The sequence below is a fragment of the Pseudomonas sp. R1-15 genome (assembly GCF_051132085.1).
Classification (GTDB): domain Bacteria; phylum Pseudomonadota; class Gammaproteobacteria; order Pseudomonadales; family Pseudomonadaceae; genus Aquipseudomonas.
Window position 1 is genome coordinate 857,598 of sequence record NZ_CP071660.1, and the last position, 17,211, is coordinate 874,808.

The window sequence follows — 17,211 nt, forward strand, 5'->3', positions numbered from 1 at the left end:
CTACTCATTTATAGATACAGGGATTTGTCCCTGGCCTGTTGAAGCTGTTTCCTCGGAACAGTTTCCTGACTAAAAGGATTGCCTCATGGCTCTCGACGTTCAAGAAAAAGCTCAAATCGTTGCTGACTACCAGCAAGCTGTTGGTGACACTGGTTCGCCAGAAGTGCAAGTTGCACTGCTGACCGCCAACATCAACAAACTGCAAGGTCACTTCAAGGCCAACGGTAAGGATCACCACTCCCGTCGTGGTCTGATCCGCATGGTAAACCAGCGTCGCAAGCTGCTGGACTACCTGAAAGGCAAGGACGTGAGCCGTTACAGCGCTCTGATCGCTCGCCTGGGTCTGCGTCGCTAATCAGCGATTGCGCTAGAGGTTGGTGGTCTGTCGTACGTCAGTGGGTTTCCCGCTGGCGCATGGCAGGCTCCCAGCCTCAAGTTTTATCTGGATACACGTTTTACCCTGGACAGGCGTCGGGCCGATTCCCGTCATTGCCCAAGAATTTCGCAAGAAGACAAGTTCCCCAAGAGCCACAAAGAAGGTAGGACACCGTGAACCCGGTAATCAAAAAATTCCAGTTCGGTCAGTCGACCGTTACCCTCGAGACTGGCCGTATCGCCCGTCAGGCCTCCGGCGCAGTGCTGGTCACCGTTGACGACGACGTCAGCGTATTGGTGACCGTAGTGGGTGCCAAGCAAGCCGATCCAGGCAAGGGCTTCTTCCCTCTGTCTGTGCACTACCAGGAAAAGACCTACGCCGCGGGCAAGATCCCTGGCGGTTTCTTCAAGCGTGAAGGCCGTCCTTCCGAGAAAGAAACCCTGACTTCCCGACTGATCGACCGTCCGATCCGTCCGCTTTTCCCTGAAGGTTTCATGAACGAAGTGCAGGTTGTCTGCACCGTCGTTTCCACCAGCAAGAAGACCGATCCGGACATCGCTGCGATGATCGGTACCTCGGCTGCGCTGGCGATCTCCGGCATTCCTTTCGATGGCCCGATCGGCGCTGCCCGTGTTGCGTTCCACGAAAGCACCGGCTACCTGCTGAACCCGACCTACGAGCAACAGAAGGCATCGAGCCTGGACATGGTCGTGGCCGGTACTTCCGAAGCCGTGCTGATGGTTGAATCCGAAGCCAAGGAACTGACCGAAGACCAGATGCTGGGCGCCGTGCTGTTTGCCCACGACGAGTTCCAGGTGGTCATCAACGCCGTCAAGGAACTGGCTGCCGAAGCCGCCAAGCCAACCTGGACCTGGGCTCCTCAGCCAGAAGCCACCGAGCTGCTCGGCGCGATCCGTGCCGAGTTCGGCGAAGCGATCTCCCAGGCCTACACCATCACCATCAAGGCCGACCGCTATGCGCGTCTGGGCGAGCTGCGTGACCAGGTCGTTGCCAAGTTCTCCGGCGAAGAAGGCCAGCCATCGGCCAGCGACGTCAAGGCGGCTTTCGGTGAAATCGAATACCGCACCGTTCGCGAAAACATCGTCAACGGCAAGCCGCGTATCGACGGTCGCGACACTCGCACCGTGCGTCCGCTGAACATCGAAGTCGGCGTCCTGCCAAAGACCCACGGTTCGGCACTGTTCACCCGTGGTGAAACCCAGGCGCTGGTCGTTGCGACACTGGGCACCGCCCGTGACGCGCAACTGCTCGACACCCTGGAAGGCGAGAAGAAAGACCCGTTCATGCTGCACTACAACTTCCCTCCGTTCTCGGTGGGCGAGTGTGGTCGCATGGGTGGCGCCGGTCGTCGCGAAATCGGTCACGGCCGTCTGGCCCGTCGTTCGGTCCAGGCCATGCTGCCGGCCGCTGACGTGTTCCCGTACACCATTCGCGTGGTATCGGAAATCACCGAGTCCAACGGTTCGAGCTCGATGGCTTCGGTCTGCGGCGCTTCCCTGGCTCTGATGGACGCTGGTGTGCCGATGAAGGCGCCGGTGGCCGGTATCGCCATGGGTCTGGTCAAGGAAGGCGAGAAATTCGCCGTCCTGACCGACATCCTGGGTGACGAAGACCACCTGGGCGACATGGACTTCAAAGTGGCCGGTACCGCCAAGGGCGTCACCGCGCTGCAGATGGACATCAAGATCAAGGGCATCACCGAAGAGATCATGGAAATCGCCCTGGGCCAAGCCCTGGAAGCGCGCCTGAACATTCTCGGTCAGATGAACCAGATCATCGGTCAGTCCCGTACCGAACTGTCGGAAAATGCTCCGACCATGATCGCGATGAAAATCGACACCGACAAAATCCGTGATGTCATCGGTAAAGGCGGCGCGACTATCCGTGCGATCTGTGAAGAAACCAAGGCTTCGATCGACATCGAAGACGACGGTTCGATCAAGATCTTCGGCGAAACCAAGGAAGCGGCAGAAGCAGCACGCCAGCGCGTCCTGGGCATCACCGCAGAGGCCGAGATTGGCAAGATCTACGTCGGCAAGGTTGAACGCATCGTCGACTTCGGCGCGTTCGTCAACATCCTGCCGGGCAAGGACGGTCTGGTTCACATCTCCATGCTGAGCGATGCTCGCGTCGAGAAAGTGACCGACATCCTGAAAGAAGGCCAGGAAGTGGAAGTGCTGGTACTGGACGTGGACAACCGCGGCCGTATCAAGCTGTCCATCAAGGACGTCGCAGCAGCCAAGGCATCGGGCGTTTAATCGCTCCCTCGCTTGACCGCTGAACAAGCAAACGCCCCGACTGGTTCGGGGCGTTTTGCTGTGTGCTGAAAATCCCTTCAGGGCAGGTTGCCTGTCCCCCGGGGACGATGCTAGGTTTAGCCACCGCCCGTGTAGCTCAGTCGGTAGAGCAGCGCACTCGTAACGCGAAGGTCGCAGGTTCGATTCCTGTCTCGGGCACCAACCCCCCCTGGTTATTTCACCTTCCTGCTCAGCTCCTCGACCGTGCGTTTGAGCTGTGTCATTTCGTTGTCCTGATCGCTGAGCTCCCGTTTCAGGGACGAAATTTCGCTGCTGCTCGAGCTCGAACTGGAACCGCTGTTGCGCTTGAGTTCTTCCACTTGCTTGCCAAGGTCGTTCAGATCGCGTTCCTGTTCCTTGATGATGCGCTTGAGATCGTCTATCTCCTTGCTGCTGGAGGTGGAGCTGGAGCCACTGTTGCGTTTGAGTTCTTCGATTTGTCGGGCCTGCTCGCCCAGGGTGCGCTTCTGACTGTCCAGCTCGGCGGTGTTGTCCTTGACTGCTTCTGGTAGTTTTTCCAGATCACCCACGCTGATATTGGTCTTGACCAGAATATCCTTGTCGAATGAGTTGCGAAGCAGCGGGATAGTGTCAGACGGCAGAGGGGTGCCGGAGGAAACTTCGACTGCCGCTTGAACGGCACCGATCAAGGTCAGGCTGCCGAGCAGGAGGGACGTGGTTGCAAACCGGGTCGACGAACGTTTCGCAAGACTGCGCATCATTGGGTTCCTGAAGAAGTGCCGATATGGCACATCGCTATGACTGGTTGCCATGACAAATGTTCCTGGGCACCTTGCCGTCAGGCATGAGATTTTTTCTACGGTGGATGTAAAGAGCCGTGTAAATCGTTGGCAAAACATCCTATATTCGTCACCTGCATGAGCATCGCCCAGCAGTTTTCAGATGATCCACGAATGGTTCTGAAGGCCAGGTAAACCGAGCTTCCAACGGCTTCCTGCGTCAGAGAGATCCTTGATGATCCAGATCCATCTTCCATTCCCAGATCAGCGAGAACGCCATGACCGTTAAAGAGTTGTCCCAAGAAGCCAGACACGAACAAGCCTTGGAAAAGTACCTCAAAGAAACGCCGCAATTGGCAGAGGAAATCAAGGACTTGTCCACTGACGATCAGAACGACCAGATCCAGTGGGCATTCGAGGACGAGGCCGAAGCCCAGGGCCTGCAGCCTTGGGAGCTGACGCTCAAGTACACCAGTACGCCGGAAGAGTTCGAGGCGCAGCGCCTTGTCTTGCACAAGGAGGCGGCCGAGGTGTTGGGTGTGGATTGGGATGAGTACTGCGAGATGAATAATCTTGTAGTTTAAAAGCAGCCACAAGCCCCAAGCTGCAAGACAAGCGCCGAACCGCTTGAAGCTTGGGGCTCGCAGCTGCTTAGAGGCTAAGCCGCATCGACAGGTCCACGGCTTTCACGTCCTTGGTCATCGCACCGATGGAGATATAGTCCACGCCGGTCTCGGCGATCGGGCGCAACGTGCTTTCGTTGATGCCGCCGCTGGCTTCCAGTTTCGCCTTGCCGCCGTTCAGGCGCACGGCTTCGCGCATGTCGTCCAGGCTCAGCTCGTCGAGCATGATGATGTCGGCATCGGCCGCCAGCGCTTCTTTCAATTCCGCCAGGCTTTCCACTTCGATTTCCACCGGCTTGCCCGGGGCGATCTTGTGGGCGGCGCTGATGGCTTGGGCAATGCCACCGCAGGCGGCGATATGGTTTTCTTTGATTAGGAAGGCGTCGTAGAGGCCGATGCGATGGTTATGGCAGCCGCCGCAGGTCACCGCGTATTTCTGGGCCAGGCGCAGCCCGGGCAGGGTCTTGCGGGTATCCAGCAGCTTGACCTGGGTGTCGGCAACAAAGTCCGCCAGGTAGCGGGCCCGGGTGGCAACGCCCGAGAGCATCTGCAGGAAGTTCAGCGCGCTGCGTTCGCCCGTCAGCAGTGAGCGAGCCGGGCCTTCGAGGTGGAACAGCGCCTGGTCGGGGCTTGCCCGGTCGCCGTCGCGCACTTGCCAATGCACCGCGACGCGGGGATCCAGTTGTCTGAACACCGCATCGACCCAGGCCGTGCCGCTGATGATCGCGGCTTCGCGGGTGATGATGGTGGCCTTGGCCAGGCGTTCGGCGGGGATCAGTTGTGCGGTGATGTCGCCGCTGCCGATGTCTTCGAGCAACGCACGGCGCACGTTGGCTTCGATTTCGGCGGTCAGATCGGCGAGGCGTAGATTCGGCATGACGGGCTCCACAAACAAAGTGGCCGGATTATAGGGCCAGGCCGCAGGCGAACCCAAGGCGCCACTTGCGCGCTGCCGGATGAAACCTGCATTTGGTCGCATGCCCGCAACATTTTCCCGATTGTCCTGTCAGTTGTTCCGAGTATTTCGAGCTGGTTCACAAGTGTCCACTGGTGCGACAGGGTTCTTTTACCCGATAATCCGCCTTTCGATTGACGCCATGACTTTGACGTCGCGAACCGAAGAATGCCCTTTCAGGAGGCCAGGATGCAAAACGACGGGAATGTAGTGCCTTTACACAAGGCGTCTACCGATCAGGCGAGTCGCTCGCCGCTCGCCCGCCTGCCTGTGATTCTGCTTCAGGTTCGCGACAAGGCTGCGCAGCAATTGCGCCTTGGCTTGCAGGAATTGTTCGATAACGCTGACGATACCTTGTTCGAAATGGCCGATCGGGCGCGGAACGATGTGGAGCAGAACCTCTACTTCGAAGCCATGCGAGACCTGCGGCTGAAGCGCAAGAGCATCGAACGTGAATTCCTCGAGCAGTTTTTTGAGGCGTTCGTCAATCTTGCCCAGTACGATCTGACCCAGGCCACCCTCGCGCCCGTATTGGGCGCCATACCGGCCCATCCCAACCATGATGACCTCGAACGCCGGCTGGCGGTGGAAACCATGGTCACCCGGGTGCTCAGTCGCGATGGCCAGTCTCTCGATCAACTCACGGCGCGCCTCGGCGCGTTACTGTCGCGGCCCCTGGCGAACCAGCACAACCCCTTGAGCCCGGCCCTGCTGTGTGAGAATTTTCTCCAGGCCGGGCGTAACCTGGGCGTAGGCATCAAGGTCAAGCTGATCCTGCTCAAGCTCTTCGAGCGGTATGTGCTCAGCGAATGCGACAACCTTTATTCCGAGGCCAATCAGCTATTGGCGGCAACCGGGATCTTGCCGGATTTGAAGGTTTCTCCGTCGCGGCGGGCCTCGGACCGTGTCGAAGAGCCTGCTCGACCCAGCACTGCCGGGCCTGCCAGGCCAAGGGTCGACGATGTCGATGACAGCGTGCACGAAGTCTTCGCCGCTTTGCAGAAGTTGTTGGTCCAGGTGCGCGGCAGTGTCGCGCCGACCCTTGAGCCCAGTGCACCGGCCCAGCCAATCACGACCCGTGACCTTTTGCGCTTGTTGTCTCATTTGCAGCAATACGTGCCGGCCCCCTCGGTTCAGGATGACTTCGACCTGCGCAGCCAGCTTGAACAGCTGTTGACCCGGGTCAGTGTCAAGAGCGGCAAATCCCGCGTGGTCGAAGGCGCGGACGAAGACGTGATCAACCTGATCGCGATGATGTTCGAATTCATCCTTGATGACCGTAACCTGCCGGACTCCCTCAAGGCGTTGATCGGCCGGCTGCAGATCCCGATGCTCAAGGTCGCGGTGCAGGACAAGAGTTTTTTCAGTCGCAATAATCATCCGGCGCGCCGGCTGCTCAATGAAACCGCCGCGGCGGCGATGGGTTGGGGTGATTGCGATGATCATCAGCGCGACAGCCTCTATCTGCGCATCGAGCAGGTGGTGCAGCGCCTGTTGAACGACTTCGTCGACGATCCGGCGATATTTTCCGAAGTGCTGGCCGATTTCCTGGCGTTCACCAGCGACGAGCGCCGCCGTTGTGAATTGCTTGAGCAGCGCATCCGTGACGCCGAAGAGGGAAGGGCAAAGGCCGACCTGGCTCGACAGCGGGTCGAAGGGGCGCTGAACCAGATCATGCTGGGCAAAGTCCTGCCCCAGGCCGTAGTGGATTTCGTGCAGCAGGCCTGGAGCCAGGTGCTGCTGCTGACCGGCTTCAAGCATGGCGAGCATTCAGCCGAATGGCGGGCCGACGTGCTGACCCTGGAACAATTGGTCTGGAGTGTCCAGCATCACGAAGAGTCCGATGCGGGCCTGCGTTTGCTGGCGATGGTGCCGGAGCTGCTCAAGGCCCTGCGCGAGGGGCTGAGTCGCTCGGCGTTCGATCCGTTCGCCACCAGCGAATTTTTCAGCGAGCTGGAACTGCTTCATGTCCAGGCCCTGCAGCGGCTGGGCCAGGCAACGGAGGCTGGCGAGCCGGTGGATCTGCCGGTCATGGTCGAAGTGGCGGAACCCATCGTCCTTCGCACTGCGCCACAGACGCCCGCGCAGGAGCCGACCGTGCGTTTGCCGGCTGATGATGCAGGCCTGCTTCAGGTCGATCAATTGCGCCTGGGATGCTGGGTAGAGTTCCAGGAAGACGAAGACAACAGCCTGCGTTGCAAGCTGGCGGCGATCATCCAGGCCACCGGCAAGTTCGTTTTCGTCAACCGCACCGGCCTCAAGGTCCTGGAGCACAGCCGCACCAGCCTCGCCCTGGAGTTCCGCCGGGGAGCGGCACGTCTGCTGGACGACACCCTGCTGTTCGACCGGGCACTGGAGTCTGTTCTCGGCAACCTGCGTCAGCTCAATCGCGGCAAGTGATCGCGCAGCCGACGTAGATCGCGGCATACTGGCGGCACTCACCGTCGTCATCGAAGGAACCCGTATGCAGCTGGACCCCGTGAGCGGTTGGTGCGATGGCGTGCGTCATTGCCCTTCGCCCAATTTTAATGCGCGCCCCGAAGGCGAGATCTCCCTGCTGGTGATCCACAACATCAGCCTGCCGCCGGCACAGTTCGCGACTGGCAAGGTGCAGGAATTTTTCCAGAATCGTCTGGATGTCACGGAACATCCCTACTTTGCCGGTATTGCCGACCTGCGTGTCTCTGCGCATTTTCTGATCGAACGTGACGGCGCGGTGACGCAGTTTGTCTCTTGTCTGGAGCGTGCGTGGCATGCGGGGATTTCGTGCTTCGAAGGGCGGGAGACGTGTAACGATTTTTCCATAGGCATCGAGCTTGAAGGCACCGATGATCTGCCGTTCACCGACGCGCAATATGTCGCCCTGGTGGACCTGACCCGGCAGTTGCGCGCGGCGTTTACGGCGATCACGGTGCAGCGCATCTGTGGGCACAGCGACATTGCCCCGGGGCGCAAGACCGATCCGGGACCGGCATTCGACTGGGCGCGCTATCGCGCGGCCCTGACAGAAGGGGAAGGACAATGAGTTTTCTGGTGTTGCTGCTGGCAGTCTGGATCGAGAAATTCTCGGCCCTGCGCCAGCGGGTCCAGCGTGACGGCGGTTGGCTGCGCGAGCTGAACAAGCTCGAAGCGAGCCCACGCTGGGTCAATCGGCCGTGGCTGGTGCTGATGGTGATGGTGCTGTTGCCGGTGGCGCTGTTGGCATTGCTGTTATGGGTGCTGGAGCCGGTGGCCTATGGTCTGCTGGCACTGCCGGTGCACCTGTTGGTGGTGATCTACAGCCTGGGGCGCGGCGATCTGTTGGCTGAACTCGGGTCGTTTCGCGACGCTTGGCGCCGTGAAGATCTGCAGGCAGCGAATCATGTGGCCAAGCGCGACCTGAACATCGATGCCGATGGCGGCGAGCAGTTGCTGGAGCGGGTCCAGGGGCACTTGCTGTGGCAGGCGTACCAGAGTTTTTTTGCGGTCATCTTCTGGTATTTCCTGCTGGGCCCGGTGGCTGCCCTGAGCTATCGATTGCTCGCCCTTGCCGCCGAACACAGCCACAACCCCGGCGTGGCCGAGCGTGCGGCGCAGCTGCGCCACGCGTTCGATTGGGTACCGGTGCGGTTGCTGGCGGCGAGCTTCGCCCTGGTGGGCAACTTCGTGGCGGTCAGCCGGGTGATGCTGCACGAACTGCTGAACTGGAACATCAGCGCGGCCGACCTGATCAACAAGGTCGGCCTGGTGGCCGGCGAGATCCCGACTCCCGTCGCCGGGCCGGACGGCATCAACAGCCTGGATCGGCTGTGGGAACTGCTGTTGCGCGCGGCAGTACTCTGGTATGCCGGGTTTGCGTTGTGGACGGTGTTGGCCTGATCGAAAGGATGTTGGTGGCCAATAGCTTTTGTGGCGAGGGAGCTTGCTCCCGCTCGGCTGCGCAGCAGCCGCAAACCCGGCTAAAGAGATCTACTTCGAAAAAACCCAGGGGCCTGCTTTGCAGGCCAGCGGGAGCAAGCTCCCTCGCCACGGTGGGCTGCGCTCATTCCTCTCGTTAACCTTAAGTTACAAATCTCCTCGCCGATTTAGGCTATACAGAAGCAGCGTCCGCATAGTGGCCTTCTGCTGCCTGCCCGCGCGCGTATAAAAATAAAAATTATCGGGAGACTTCCTTGTGAAGAGTTTGCTCTGGCCCGCCGTCGCCCTGATGAACCGCCTGAGCTTCGGCATGAAGTTCAGCCTGATCAGCGTGTTGTTCCTGCTGCCGATGCTGGTGACCAACTTCTTTCTGGTACGTGATTCCTACCGGGAATTCCAGGGCACCCAAGTCGAGTTGCAAAGCCTCGACTTGCTGGGCAGCAGCCTGACTCTGCGCCGCGACCTGGAAACCTTGAACAACCTGGTGCAGATCAATGCCAGCCTGGGCCAGTCCGGCAAGGCGGGCGACGTGGAAAGCCGGATCAGCACCCTGGAGCAACAGATTCTCGCGCGCCTGCAAGGCATGCAGGCGATGGCCGCAGAGCCCGAGCACGTCAGCGCCTTCGATGCCAAGCGCGACGAAATGATTGCCGCCTTCAAGGCCCAGCAGGCCGAAAGCTCACTGCAAAGCAAAAGCGCGTTGATCGGCAGGTTGTTCAACAATGCGCAGATATTTGGCCAGGTCATTGCCAGCCAGGCGGGCCTGAGCCGCGACAACCAGGGCGACATCCGCCAACTCAGCGAGCTGATGGTCGGCGTGACCCCCAAGGTCACCCAGATCCTGGGCGAAGGGCGTGCGCTGGGGGCTTCGTCGTTGGGCTTGGGGTTCCTCAATTCTGCTTCGAGCACCCGGTTTGACGAGTTGCTGGTACAGGTCGAAAAACTCCAGGGCGAATATGATCTGAAATTGCAGGACGCCCTTGGCTCCAGCAAGGCGGCCGGGCAGGCGCTTGCCGAGCAGGCTGGCGCCAGCAAGAATTCCCTCAAGCAGGCCGCCGAACTGATCGAGGAACAGGTGGTGATGGCTGATACGCTCGACGCCCCCTGGTCGGCGTTTTACCAGCAGGTCAGCGGCCTGATGGAGCAGACCTATCGGCTGAACGAAGTGACACTGGGCTTTCTCGGTGTCCAGTTGCAGCACCGCCTGGAGCAGAACCGCAGCCACATGGTGCTGCAAGCGGTGGCACTGGCGGTGGTGTTCCTGTTGATTTTTTACCTGTACGCCGGTTTTTATGCCTCGACTCGCACCACGCTCAAGCATTTGGGCGCAATGATGGACAAGGTTGCGGCCGGCGACATGACGGTCAATTTCGTGGCGCGCAGCAAGGATGAGTTGGGGGAGCTGGGTGAAGTGTTCAACGGCACCGTGGCGAAAATCCATGACCTGATCGAGCAGGTCGGTCGCACGGTTGCCGAGGTCGAGCGCCAGGCCGGTCAGGTGCAAGCCGTGTCTGCCCAGAGCAACCAGGCCGTGGCCGGGCAGCGCAGCCAGATCGAGCTGGTCGCCACGGCGATGAACCAGATGTCGGCCACCGCCCAGGAAGTCGCCAGCAGTGCCGCCGCGGCGGTCAGCAGCGCCCATAGCGTGAATGATGAAACCCTTAGCGGACGCGGCCTGGTTGAGTCACAGCAAAGCAGCATCGCCCGGCTGGCCAGTGAAATCGATCAGTCGGTGCAAGTGATCAATCAACTGGCCACCGACAGCCAGGCCATCAGCCGTGTACTGGATGTGATCAAGAGCATTGCCGAGCAGACCAACCTGCTGGCGCTCAATGCCGCGATCGAAGCGGCCAGGGCCGGCGAGCAGGGGCGTGGGTTCGCGGTGGTGGCCGATGAGGTCCGTACCCTCGCCAAGCGAACCCAGCAATCGACCGAGGAAATCGAAGCGATGATCAGCCGGCTGCACAGCGGCGTGGGCGCCGCCGTCAAGGCCATGGGCAGCAGTCATGAGATGGCCAGCGGCACCGTTGGCCAATCGGAAAGGGTCCAGCAGGCCCTGGAAAATATCCTCGGCGCCGTAGGCATGATCGTCGACCAGAACCAGCAGATCGCCGCGGCCGCAGAGCAACAGACGGCGGTAGCCCATGACATCGACCAGAACATCGTCGAGATCAACCGCGCCGGCGAGCGCACCGCCGAAGGCGCGCACCAGACCGAAGACGCCAGCCGCGAGCTGTCCGCGCAGGTGGTGCAGCTCAAGCAGTTGATCAATGCATTTCGGGTTTGATTCCTGTGTCTACACCGTTCCAATGTGGGAGCGAGCCTGCTCGCGAAAGCGCTGTATCAGTCGCGCATAGGGTGTCTGATACACCGCATTCGCGAGCAGGCTCGCTCCCACAGGTTGTCACCAATCGAACAGTTGGCGGGCGTTGGCCGTGCTGGCCTCGGCCAGTCGCTCCGGGCTGATTCCCATGATCTGCGCCAACGCCGCGCAAATCGCCGGCAAATGCGCCGGACTGTTGCGCTGGCCGGGGAACATCGCCGGGGCCATGTCCGGTGAATCGGTCTCCAGCACCACCGCGTCCAGCGGCAGTTTTGGCAGCACCCGATGCATGCGCAAAGCCTGCGGCCATGTCGCGGCGCCGCCGAGGCCGAGCTTGTAACCGAGCCTGAGGTATTCGCGGGCCTCTTCGAAGCTGCCGGCGAAGGCGTGGATGATGCCGGTGCGGGCGGGGCGGATACGCTTCAGGGTTGCGATCACCGCAGCGTGGCTGCGGCGCACATGGATCAGTGCCGGCAGTTCGAACTCCACGGCCAGGCCCAGTTGTGCCTCGAACAATGCTTGCTGGCGATCACGGTCCAGGGTCTCGATGTAATAGTCCAGGCCGATCTCCCCCACCGCACACAACTGCCGATGCCCGGCCAGGCGGGCCAGCCAGTCACGTAAGTGCTCAAGATCTTCGCCACGATGCTGGTCAAGGTACACCGGGTGCAGGCCCAGCGCGGCATGCAGGTCGGGGTCGCTTTGCACGAGGTCCCAGACCCGTTGCCAGTTGTCCCGAGATACCCCCAGCAAGACCATTTGCCGAACGCCCAGGGCGCGGCTTTCGGCCAGCAGCGCCGAGCGATCCGCGTCGAAATCCGGGAAGTCCAGGTGGGTGTGGGTGTCGATCAGCTCCATGGTTCGATCCGGGAAAATCCTCAGCTTTGGTGGATACGCTGTTTGAACGTGCGGGCAATCGCCTGGACACCAGGCTGGTAGTCATCGTTCTCGATGGCTGCCAGCGCCAGTTCCAGCGCCTTGGCGGCGATCAGTTGATGCTGTTGGGACATGGCATTGACCGGCAGCGGCAGGAAATCCAGCAGTTGCGTGTCACCAAACGTGCCCAGGCGCAGCGGCCGCGACTTGAGCGGAAAATCATGCAGGGCGTCGAACACGCCTTGCAGCAGCACATAGGACGTGGTGATCAGCGCATCGGGCAAATGCCCCAGGCGCGCGAGCATCTCGTCCATCAGTTGGCGACCGCATTCACGGCTGAACGACTCGCCGTGTTCGATCAACACCTGGCCGTCGAACCCGGCCAGCGCCTCGCGAAACCCAGCGGTCCGCTCCTGGCTGATGCTCAGTTCGGGACGGGCACTGATCAGCGCGATCTGCCGCGGGTGGGTGTCCAGCAGGCTGCGGGTCAGTTGCAGGCTGGCCTGGCGGTCATCGCTGATCACCGAGCAGAAGTGCGCCGGTTCCATTACCCGGTCGATGGCGATGATCGGAATACCCTTGGCCTGGAGCTGACGGTAACTGTCATCTTCGGCCGGCAGGCAACTGGCGACGATCAGCGCATCGCAGCGCCGGGCGCGGAACAGTTGCAGCAATTGCCGCTCGCTGTCAGGCGCGTCGTCGGAACTGGCTATCAATAGTTGATAGCCCCGGGCGCGAGCGCCTTGCTCCAGAAGTTTGGCAATACGGGCATAGCTGGGGTTTTCCAGGTCCGGCAGAATGAAACCCAACGTCCGCGTGTGCCGGCTGCGCAGCCCGGCGGCCTGGGGGTTAGGCGTGAAGCCATGTTCTTCGACCACCGCCCGCACCCGTTCGACGGTCGCGTTGCTGATGCGTTGCTGTTCGGCCTTGCCGTTGATGACGTAGCTGGCGGTGGTGACGGACACACCGGCAAGCTGGGCGATATCACTGAGTTTCAACCCGGTTTTCCTTGTTTTTTCGAATGTGCCGCGACATTGAAGGCCCATCCTACCCGATTCGGCACGATGGTCACCCCCGTGGCGCTTTCGACAAGTTGCACTTCAAGGATGAGAGATTATCGAGTAACGTGCCAATCTTTCTAGATTAAACGTTTCAGCAAGCGTATTTTCAGGCTCTCGGGATTTTCTGGCCGCACTGCCGCGATACCGCCGGAAGCTGTCCCACACGCTAAGCTGATTCATTCAAAACAATACCTGGCGCCCACCGGACGCCAAAAAGGAGAAAGCATGCTCGAGCTCACTCTAGAGCAGATATCCATGGCCCAGGTGGCTGTGGATAAAGACGCCGCGCTGCAATTGCTCGCCGACAAACTGGTGGCCGATGGCCTGGTCGCCGAAGGTTACCTCGCCGGTTTACAAGCCCGCGAGGCCCAGGGCTCGACCTTTCTTGGCCAAGGTATTGCCATTCCCCACGGTACCCCGCAGACCCGCGACCTGGTGTATGCCACCGGCGTGCGCTTGCTGCAATTCCCGGACGGCGTGGATTGGGGCGATGGCCAGATCGTTTACCTGGCGATTGGCATCGCGGCCAAATCCGACGAGCACCTGCGCCTGTTGCAACTGCTGACCCGCGCCCTCGGCGAGACGGACCTGGGTCAGGCCCTGCGCCGCGCCGGGTCTGCCGAGGCGCTGTTGAAACTGCTGCAAGGCGCGCCGCAGGAACTGGCGCTGGATGCGCAGATGATTGGCCTCGGCGTGTCGGCCGACGATTTCGAAGAACTGGTGTGGCGCGGCGCTCGTCTGTTGCGCCAGGCCGACTGCGTGAGCAACGGCTTCGCCGGTGTGTTGCAGCAGGTCGAGGCGCTGCCGTTGGGCGACGGCCTGTGGTGGCTGCACAGTGAACAGACCGTCAAGCGCCCTGGCCTGGCTTTCGTCACGCCGGACAAGCCCATCCGTTACCTCGGCCAGCCCCTGAGCGGACTGTTCTGCCTGGCGAGCCTCGGCGAGGCTCATCAGGCCTTGCTGGAAAGACTCTGCGCGCTGCTGATCGAAGGTCGCGGCCACGAACTGGGCCGCGCCACCAGCAGTCGCAAGGTCCTCGAAGTGCTGGGCGGCGAGCTACCCGCCGACTGGCCCAGCGCCCGTATCGGCCTGGCCAATGCCCACGGCCTGCATGCACGTCCGGCGAAAATCCTCGCGCAATTGGCGAAAAACTTCGACGGCGAAATCCGCGTGCGCATCGTCGACGGCCAGGACAGCGCCGTGTCGGCCAAGAGCCTGAGCAAACTGTTGAGCCTGGGTGCCCGTCGCGGCCAGGTCCTGGAGTTCATCGCCGAGCCGAGCATTGCCGCCGATGCGCTGCCGGCCTTGCTGGCCGCCGTCGAAGAGGGGCTCGGCGAAGAGGTCGAACCGCTGCCGCCACCGAGCGCGCCACGGGAAACCACCATCGCCGAAGTCGCCAGCGTGATGCTGGCGCCCGAGTCCGGCAGCCTGCTCCAGGCGGTCGCCGCCGCACCGGGCATCGCCATCGGCCCGGCGCATATTCAAGTGCTGCAAGACATCGACTATCCGTTGCGCGGCGAGTCACCGGCCATCGAGCGCGAGCGCCTGCAAAAGGCGTTGAGCCAGGTGCGCCGCGACATCGAAGGCTTGATCGAGCGCGCGAAGGCCAAGGCCATCCGCGAAATTTTCATCACTCATCAGGAAATGCTCGACGATCCGGAGCTGACCGACGAGGTCGACACCCGCTTGAAGCTGGGCGAGAGCGCGCAAGCGGCGTGGATGGGCGTGATCGAAGCCGCCGCGAAAGAACAGGAAGCCCTGCAGGATGCCTTGCTTGCCGAACGTGCCGCCGACTTGCGGGACGTCGGCCGGCGGGTGCTGGCGCAGCTGTGTGGCGTGGAAACGCCGGCTGAGCCGGATCAACCGTACATTCTGGTGATGGACGAAGTCGGCCCCTCCGACGTGGCCCGCCTGGATCCGGCTCGGGTGGCGGGGATCCTGACCGCCCGGGGCGGCGCCACCGCCCACAGCGCGATTGTTGCCCGTGCCCTGGGCATTCCCGCCCTGGTCGGTGCCGGGGCAGCGGTGTTGCTGCTGGCGCCGGGCACCTCCTTGCTGCTGGACGGCCAGCGCGGTCGGCTGCATGTCGACCCGGACGCTGCCACATTGCAACGCGCCGCCGAAGAGCGCGACACCCGCGAGCAGCGCCTCAAGGCCGCCGCCGAGCAGCGTCACCAACCGGCGCTGACCCGCGACGGTCACGCCGTGGAAGTGTTCGCCAACATCGGCGAAAGCGCCGGCGTCACCAGCGCGGTGGAGCGGGGCGCGGAGGGCATCGGCCTGCTGCGCACCGAATTGATTTTCATGGCTCACAACGAGGCCCCGGACGAAGCGACCCAGGAAGCCGAATACCGCAAGGTGCTCGATGGCCTGGCCGGTCGGCCGCTGGTGGTGCGCACCCTTGATGTGGGCGGCGACAAACCGCTGCCGTACTGGCCGATCGCGAAGGAAGAAAACCCCTTCCTCGGGGTGCGCGGCATCCGCCTGACCTTGCAGCGTCCGCAGGTGATGGAAGCGCAGTTGCGCGCCTTGTTGCGCTCGGCGGACAACCGTCCGCTGCGGATCATGTTCCCCATGGTTGGCAGCGTCGACGAGTGGCGCCAGGCCCGCGACATGACCGAGCGCCTGCGCCGGGAAATCCCGGTGGCGGACCTGCAACTGGGAATCATGATCGAAGTGCCGTCCGCCGCGTTGCTCGCGCCGGTGCTCGCCAAGGAGGTCGACTTCTTCAGCGTCGGCACCAATGACCTGACCCAATACACCCTGGCGATCGACCGGGGCCACCCGACTATGTCGGCCCAGGCCGATGGCCTGCATCCAGCGGTATTGCAACTGATCGACATCACCGTGCGCGCGGCCCATGCCCATGGCAAATGGGTCGGCGTGTGCGGCGAGCTGGCGGCTGATCCGCTGGCGGTGCCGGTGCTGGTGGGCCTGGGTGTCGACGAATTGAGCGTTTCGGCCCGCAGCATTGCCGAGGTCAAGGCGCGGGTTCGCGAATTGAGCCTGGCGCAAGTACAAACCCTGGCCCAAGAGGCCTTGGCCGTGGGCAGCGCCGACGACGTGCGCGCATTAGTGGAGGCGCTGTAATGGCGAAGATTCTTACCCTGACCCTCAACCCGGCGCTCGACCTCACGGTGGAGTTGGCGCGCCTGGAACCGGGCCAGGTCAACCGCAGCGATGCCATGCACGCCCACGCCGCCGGTAAAGGCGTGAACGTCGCCCAGGTGTTGGCCGATCTCGGCCATACGCTGACGGTCAGTGGATTTCTCGGCGAGGACAACGCCCAGGTGTTCGAGACGCTGTTCGCTCAGCGTGGCTTCGTCGACGCGTTCATCCGCGTGCCCGGCGAAACCCGCAGCAACATCAAGCTGGCCGAGCAGGACGGCCGCATCACCGATCTCAACGGCCCGGGCCCAATGGTCGACGAAGCCGCGCAGCAGGCGTTGCTGGCGCGCCTTGAGCAAATCGCCCCCGGCCATGATGTAGTGGTCGTGGCGGGCAGCTTGCCCCGTGGCGTCAGTGCGCAATGGCTGCAGGCGCTGATCATGCGCCTGAAACAACTTGGCCTGAACGCGGCCCTCGACACCAGCGGCGAAGCCTTGCGCGTCGCCCTGGCGGCGGGGCCGTGGCTGATCAAGCCGAACACCGAGGAGCTGGCCGATGCGCTGGGCTGCGCCGTGGTCAGCGAATTGGCCCAGGCGCAAGCGGCGCAGCGCCTGCATGCCGAGGGTATCGAGCACGTGGTGATTTCCCATGGCGCCGACGGCGTGAACTGGTTCAGCGTCGGTTCGGCGCTGCATGCTTCGCCGCCCAAGGTGACGGTCGCCAGTACCGTGGGCGCCGGTGATTCGCTGTTGGCCGGCATGCTGCACGGCTTGCTCGGTGCGCACACGCCGGAGCAGACCCTGCGCAGCGCCACGGCCATCGCCGCCATGGCGGTCACGCAGATCGGTTTTGGCATCCACGACACCGCGTTGCTGGCGTCGCTTGAACAGGGCGTGCGCGTGCGCCCCCTGACAGAACAATAAGAGGGTTCGCA

13 protein-coding genes and 1 tRNA gene are annotated in these 17,211 nt (G+C 62.1%); 10 read left to right on the top strand and 4 right to left on the bottom strand.

The genetic code is table 11. The features are described 5' to 3' along the window. Window positions 1-85 precede the first annotated feature (85 nt). The 3 genes from rpsO to J3P97_RS03695 all read left to right on the top strand — a co-directional run bounded on the left by rpsO (window position 86) and on the right by J3P97_RS03695 (window position 2,856). Window positions 86-355 carry a 30S ribosomal protein S15 gene (rpsO, locus tag J3P97_RS03685; protein WP_011332409.1) on the top strand — a complete coding sequence of 90 codons (270 nt, stop codon included), beginning with the start codon at window positions 86-88 and terminating at the stop codon, window positions 353-355. A gap of 194 nt (window positions 356-549) precedes the next feature. After that, window positions 550-2,655 (top strand): polyribonucleotide nucleotidyltransferase, encoded by a 2,106-nt coding sequence (pnp, locus tag J3P97_RS03690; RefSeq protein WP_305496899.1) that lies wholly within the window; start codon window positions 550-552, stop codon window positions 2,653-2,655. 125 nt (window positions 2,656-2,780) lie between these two features. Next, window positions 2,781-2,856, top strand: a tRNA-Thr gene (locus J3P97_RS03695). 11 nt (window positions 2,857-2,867) lie between these two features. Here J3P97_RS03695 and J3P97_RS03700 read toward each other — a convergent pair. Continuing rightward, window positions 2,868-3,413, bottom strand: coding sequence for a hypothetical protein (locus tag J3P97_RS03700; RefSeq protein ID WP_434674500.1), 546 nt, complete (start codon window positions 3,411-3,413; stop codon window positions 2,868-2,870). A gap of 299 nt (window positions 3,414-3,712) precedes the next feature. Between J3P97_RS03700 and J3P97_RS03705 the strand changes: the two genes are divergently transcribed. Beyond that, window positions 3,713-4,018, top strand: a complete 306-nt coding sequence (locus tag J3P97_RS03705; RefSeq protein WP_434673500.1) for a DUF6388 family protein — start codon at window positions 3,713-3,715, stop codon at window positions 4,016-4,018. 67 nt (window positions 4,019-4,085) lie between these two features. On the opposite strand, the gene nadC is transcribed toward J3P97_RS03705, so the two are convergent. Next, window positions 4,086-4,934 carry a carboxylating nicotinate-nucleotide diphosphorylase gene (gene nadC, locus J3P97_RS03710; protein ID WP_434569852.1) on the bottom strand — a complete coding sequence of 283 codons (849 nt, stop codon included), beginning with the start codon at window positions 4,932-4,934 and terminating at the stop codon, window positions 4,086-4,088. Window positions 4,935-5,201: 267 nt separating this feature from the next. Between nadC and J3P97_RS03715 the strand changes: the two genes are divergently transcribed. The 4 genes from J3P97_RS03715 (at window position 5,202) to J3P97_RS03730 (ending at window position 11,196) form a co-directional block, all read left to right on the top strand. Then, window positions 5,202-7,412, top strand: a complete 2,211-nt coding sequence (locus J3P97_RS03715) for a DUF1631 domain-containing protein (RefSeq protein ID WP_434673501.1) — start codon at window positions 5,202-5,204, stop codon at window positions 7,410-7,412. 64 nt (window positions 7,413-7,476) lie between these two features. Next, window positions 7,477-8,037: a 1,6-anhydro-N-acetylmuramyl-L-alanine amidase AmpD gene (gene ampD, locus J3P97_RS03720; protein ID WP_434673502.1), complete on the top strand. Its 561-nt coding sequence runs from the start codon at window positions 7,477-7,479 to the stop codon at window positions 8,035-8,037. Beyond that, window positions 8,034-8,870, top strand: a complete 837-nt coding sequence (gene ampE, locus J3P97_RS03725) for a regulatory signaling modulator protein AmpE (RefSeq protein WP_434673503.1) — start codon at window positions 8,034-8,036, stop codon at window positions 8,868-8,870. Before ampD ends, ampE begins: the two co-directional genes overlap by 4 nt. A gap of 1,621 nt (window positions 8,871-10,491) precedes the next feature. Beyond that, the gene (locus J3P97_RS03730) at window positions 10,492-11,196 is read left to right on the top strand and encodes a methyl-accepting chemotaxis protein (protein ID WP_434674501.1); all 705 of its coding nucleotides are present in this window, start codon (window positions 10,492-10,494) and stop codon (window positions 11,194-11,196) included. 117 nt (window positions 11,197-11,313) lie between these two features. Here J3P97_RS03730 and J3P97_RS03735 read toward each other — a convergent pair whose 3' ends face one another. Both J3P97_RS03735 and cra read right to left on the bottom strand, forming a co-directional pair. Then, window positions 11,314-12,090: a TatD family hydrolase gene (locus tag J3P97_RS03735; RefSeq protein WP_434673504.1), complete on the bottom strand. Its 777-nt coding sequence runs from the start codon at window positions 12,088-12,090 to the stop codon at window positions 11,314-11,316. Between the two features lie 20 nt (window positions 12,091-12,110). Beyond that, window positions 12,111-13,106, bottom strand: a complete 996-nt coding sequence (gene cra / locus J3P97_RS03740; RefSeq protein WP_434673505.1) for a catabolite repressor/activator — start codon at window positions 13,104-13,106, stop codon at window positions 12,111-12,113. A gap of 288 nt (window positions 13,107-13,394) precedes the next feature. On the opposite strand from cra, the gene ptsP reads away from it, so the two are divergent. After that, window positions 13,395-16,259 (top strand): phosphoenolpyruvate--protein phosphotransferase, encoded by a 2,865-nt coding sequence (gene ptsP / locus J3P97_RS03745; RefSeq protein WP_434673506.1) that lies wholly within the window; start codon window positions 13,395-13,397, stop codon window positions 16,257-16,259. Continuing rightward, entirely contained in the window at window positions 16,259-17,200 is a 942-nt protein-coding gene (gene pfkB, locus J3P97_RS03750) for a 1-phosphofructokinase (RefSeq protein WP_434673507.1), read from the top strand. Before ptsP ends, pfkB begins: the two co-directional genes overlap by 1 nt. Window positions 17,201-17,211 lie beyond the last annotated feature (11 nt).

Excerpts from the sequence above, each read along its gene's own strand:
- rpsO (WP_011332409.1), top strand. The coding sequence starts at position 86 with ATGGCTCTCGACGTTCAAGAAAAAGCTCAAATCGTTGCTGACTACCAG.
- J3P97_RS03700 (WP_434674500.1), bottom strand. The coding sequence starts at position 3,413 with ATGCGCAGTCTTGCGAAACGTTCGTCGACCCGGTTTGCAACCACGTCC.
- J3P97_RS03705 (WP_434673500.1), top strand. The coding sequence starts at position 3,713 with ATGACCGTTAAAGAGTTGTCCCAAGAAGCCAGACACGAACAAGCCTTG.
- nadC (WP_434569852.1), bottom strand. The coding sequence starts at position 4,934 with ATGCCGAATCTACGCCTCGCCGATCTGACCGCCGAAATCGAAGCCAAC.
- J3P97_RS03715 (WP_434673501.1), top strand. The coding sequence starts at position 5,202 with ATGCAAAACGACGGGAATGTAGTGCCTTTACACAAGGCGTCTACCGAT.
- ampD (WP_434673502.1), top strand. The coding sequence starts at position 7,477 with ATGCAGCTGGACCCCGTGAGCGGTTGGTGCGATGGCGTGCGTCATTGC.
- ampE (WP_434673503.1), top strand. The coding sequence starts at position 8,034 with ATGAGTTTTCTGGTGTTGCTGCTGGCAGTCTGGATCGAGAAATTCTCG.
- J3P97_RS03730 (WP_434674501.1), top strand. The coding sequence starts at position 10,492 with ATGTCGGCCACCGCCCAGGAAGTCGCCAGCAGTGCCGCCGCGGCGGTC.
- J3P97_RS03735 (WP_434673504.1), bottom strand. The coding sequence starts at position 12,090 with ATGGAGCTGATCGACACCCACACCCACCTGGACTTCCCGGATTTCGAC.
- ptsP (WP_434673506.1), top strand. The coding sequence starts at position 13,395 with ATGCTCGAGCTCACTCTAGAGCAGATATCCATGGCCCAGGTGGCTGTG.
- pfkB (WP_434673507.1), top strand. The coding sequence starts at position 16,259 with ATGGCGAAGATTCTTACCCTGACCCTCAACCCGGCGCTCGACCTCACG.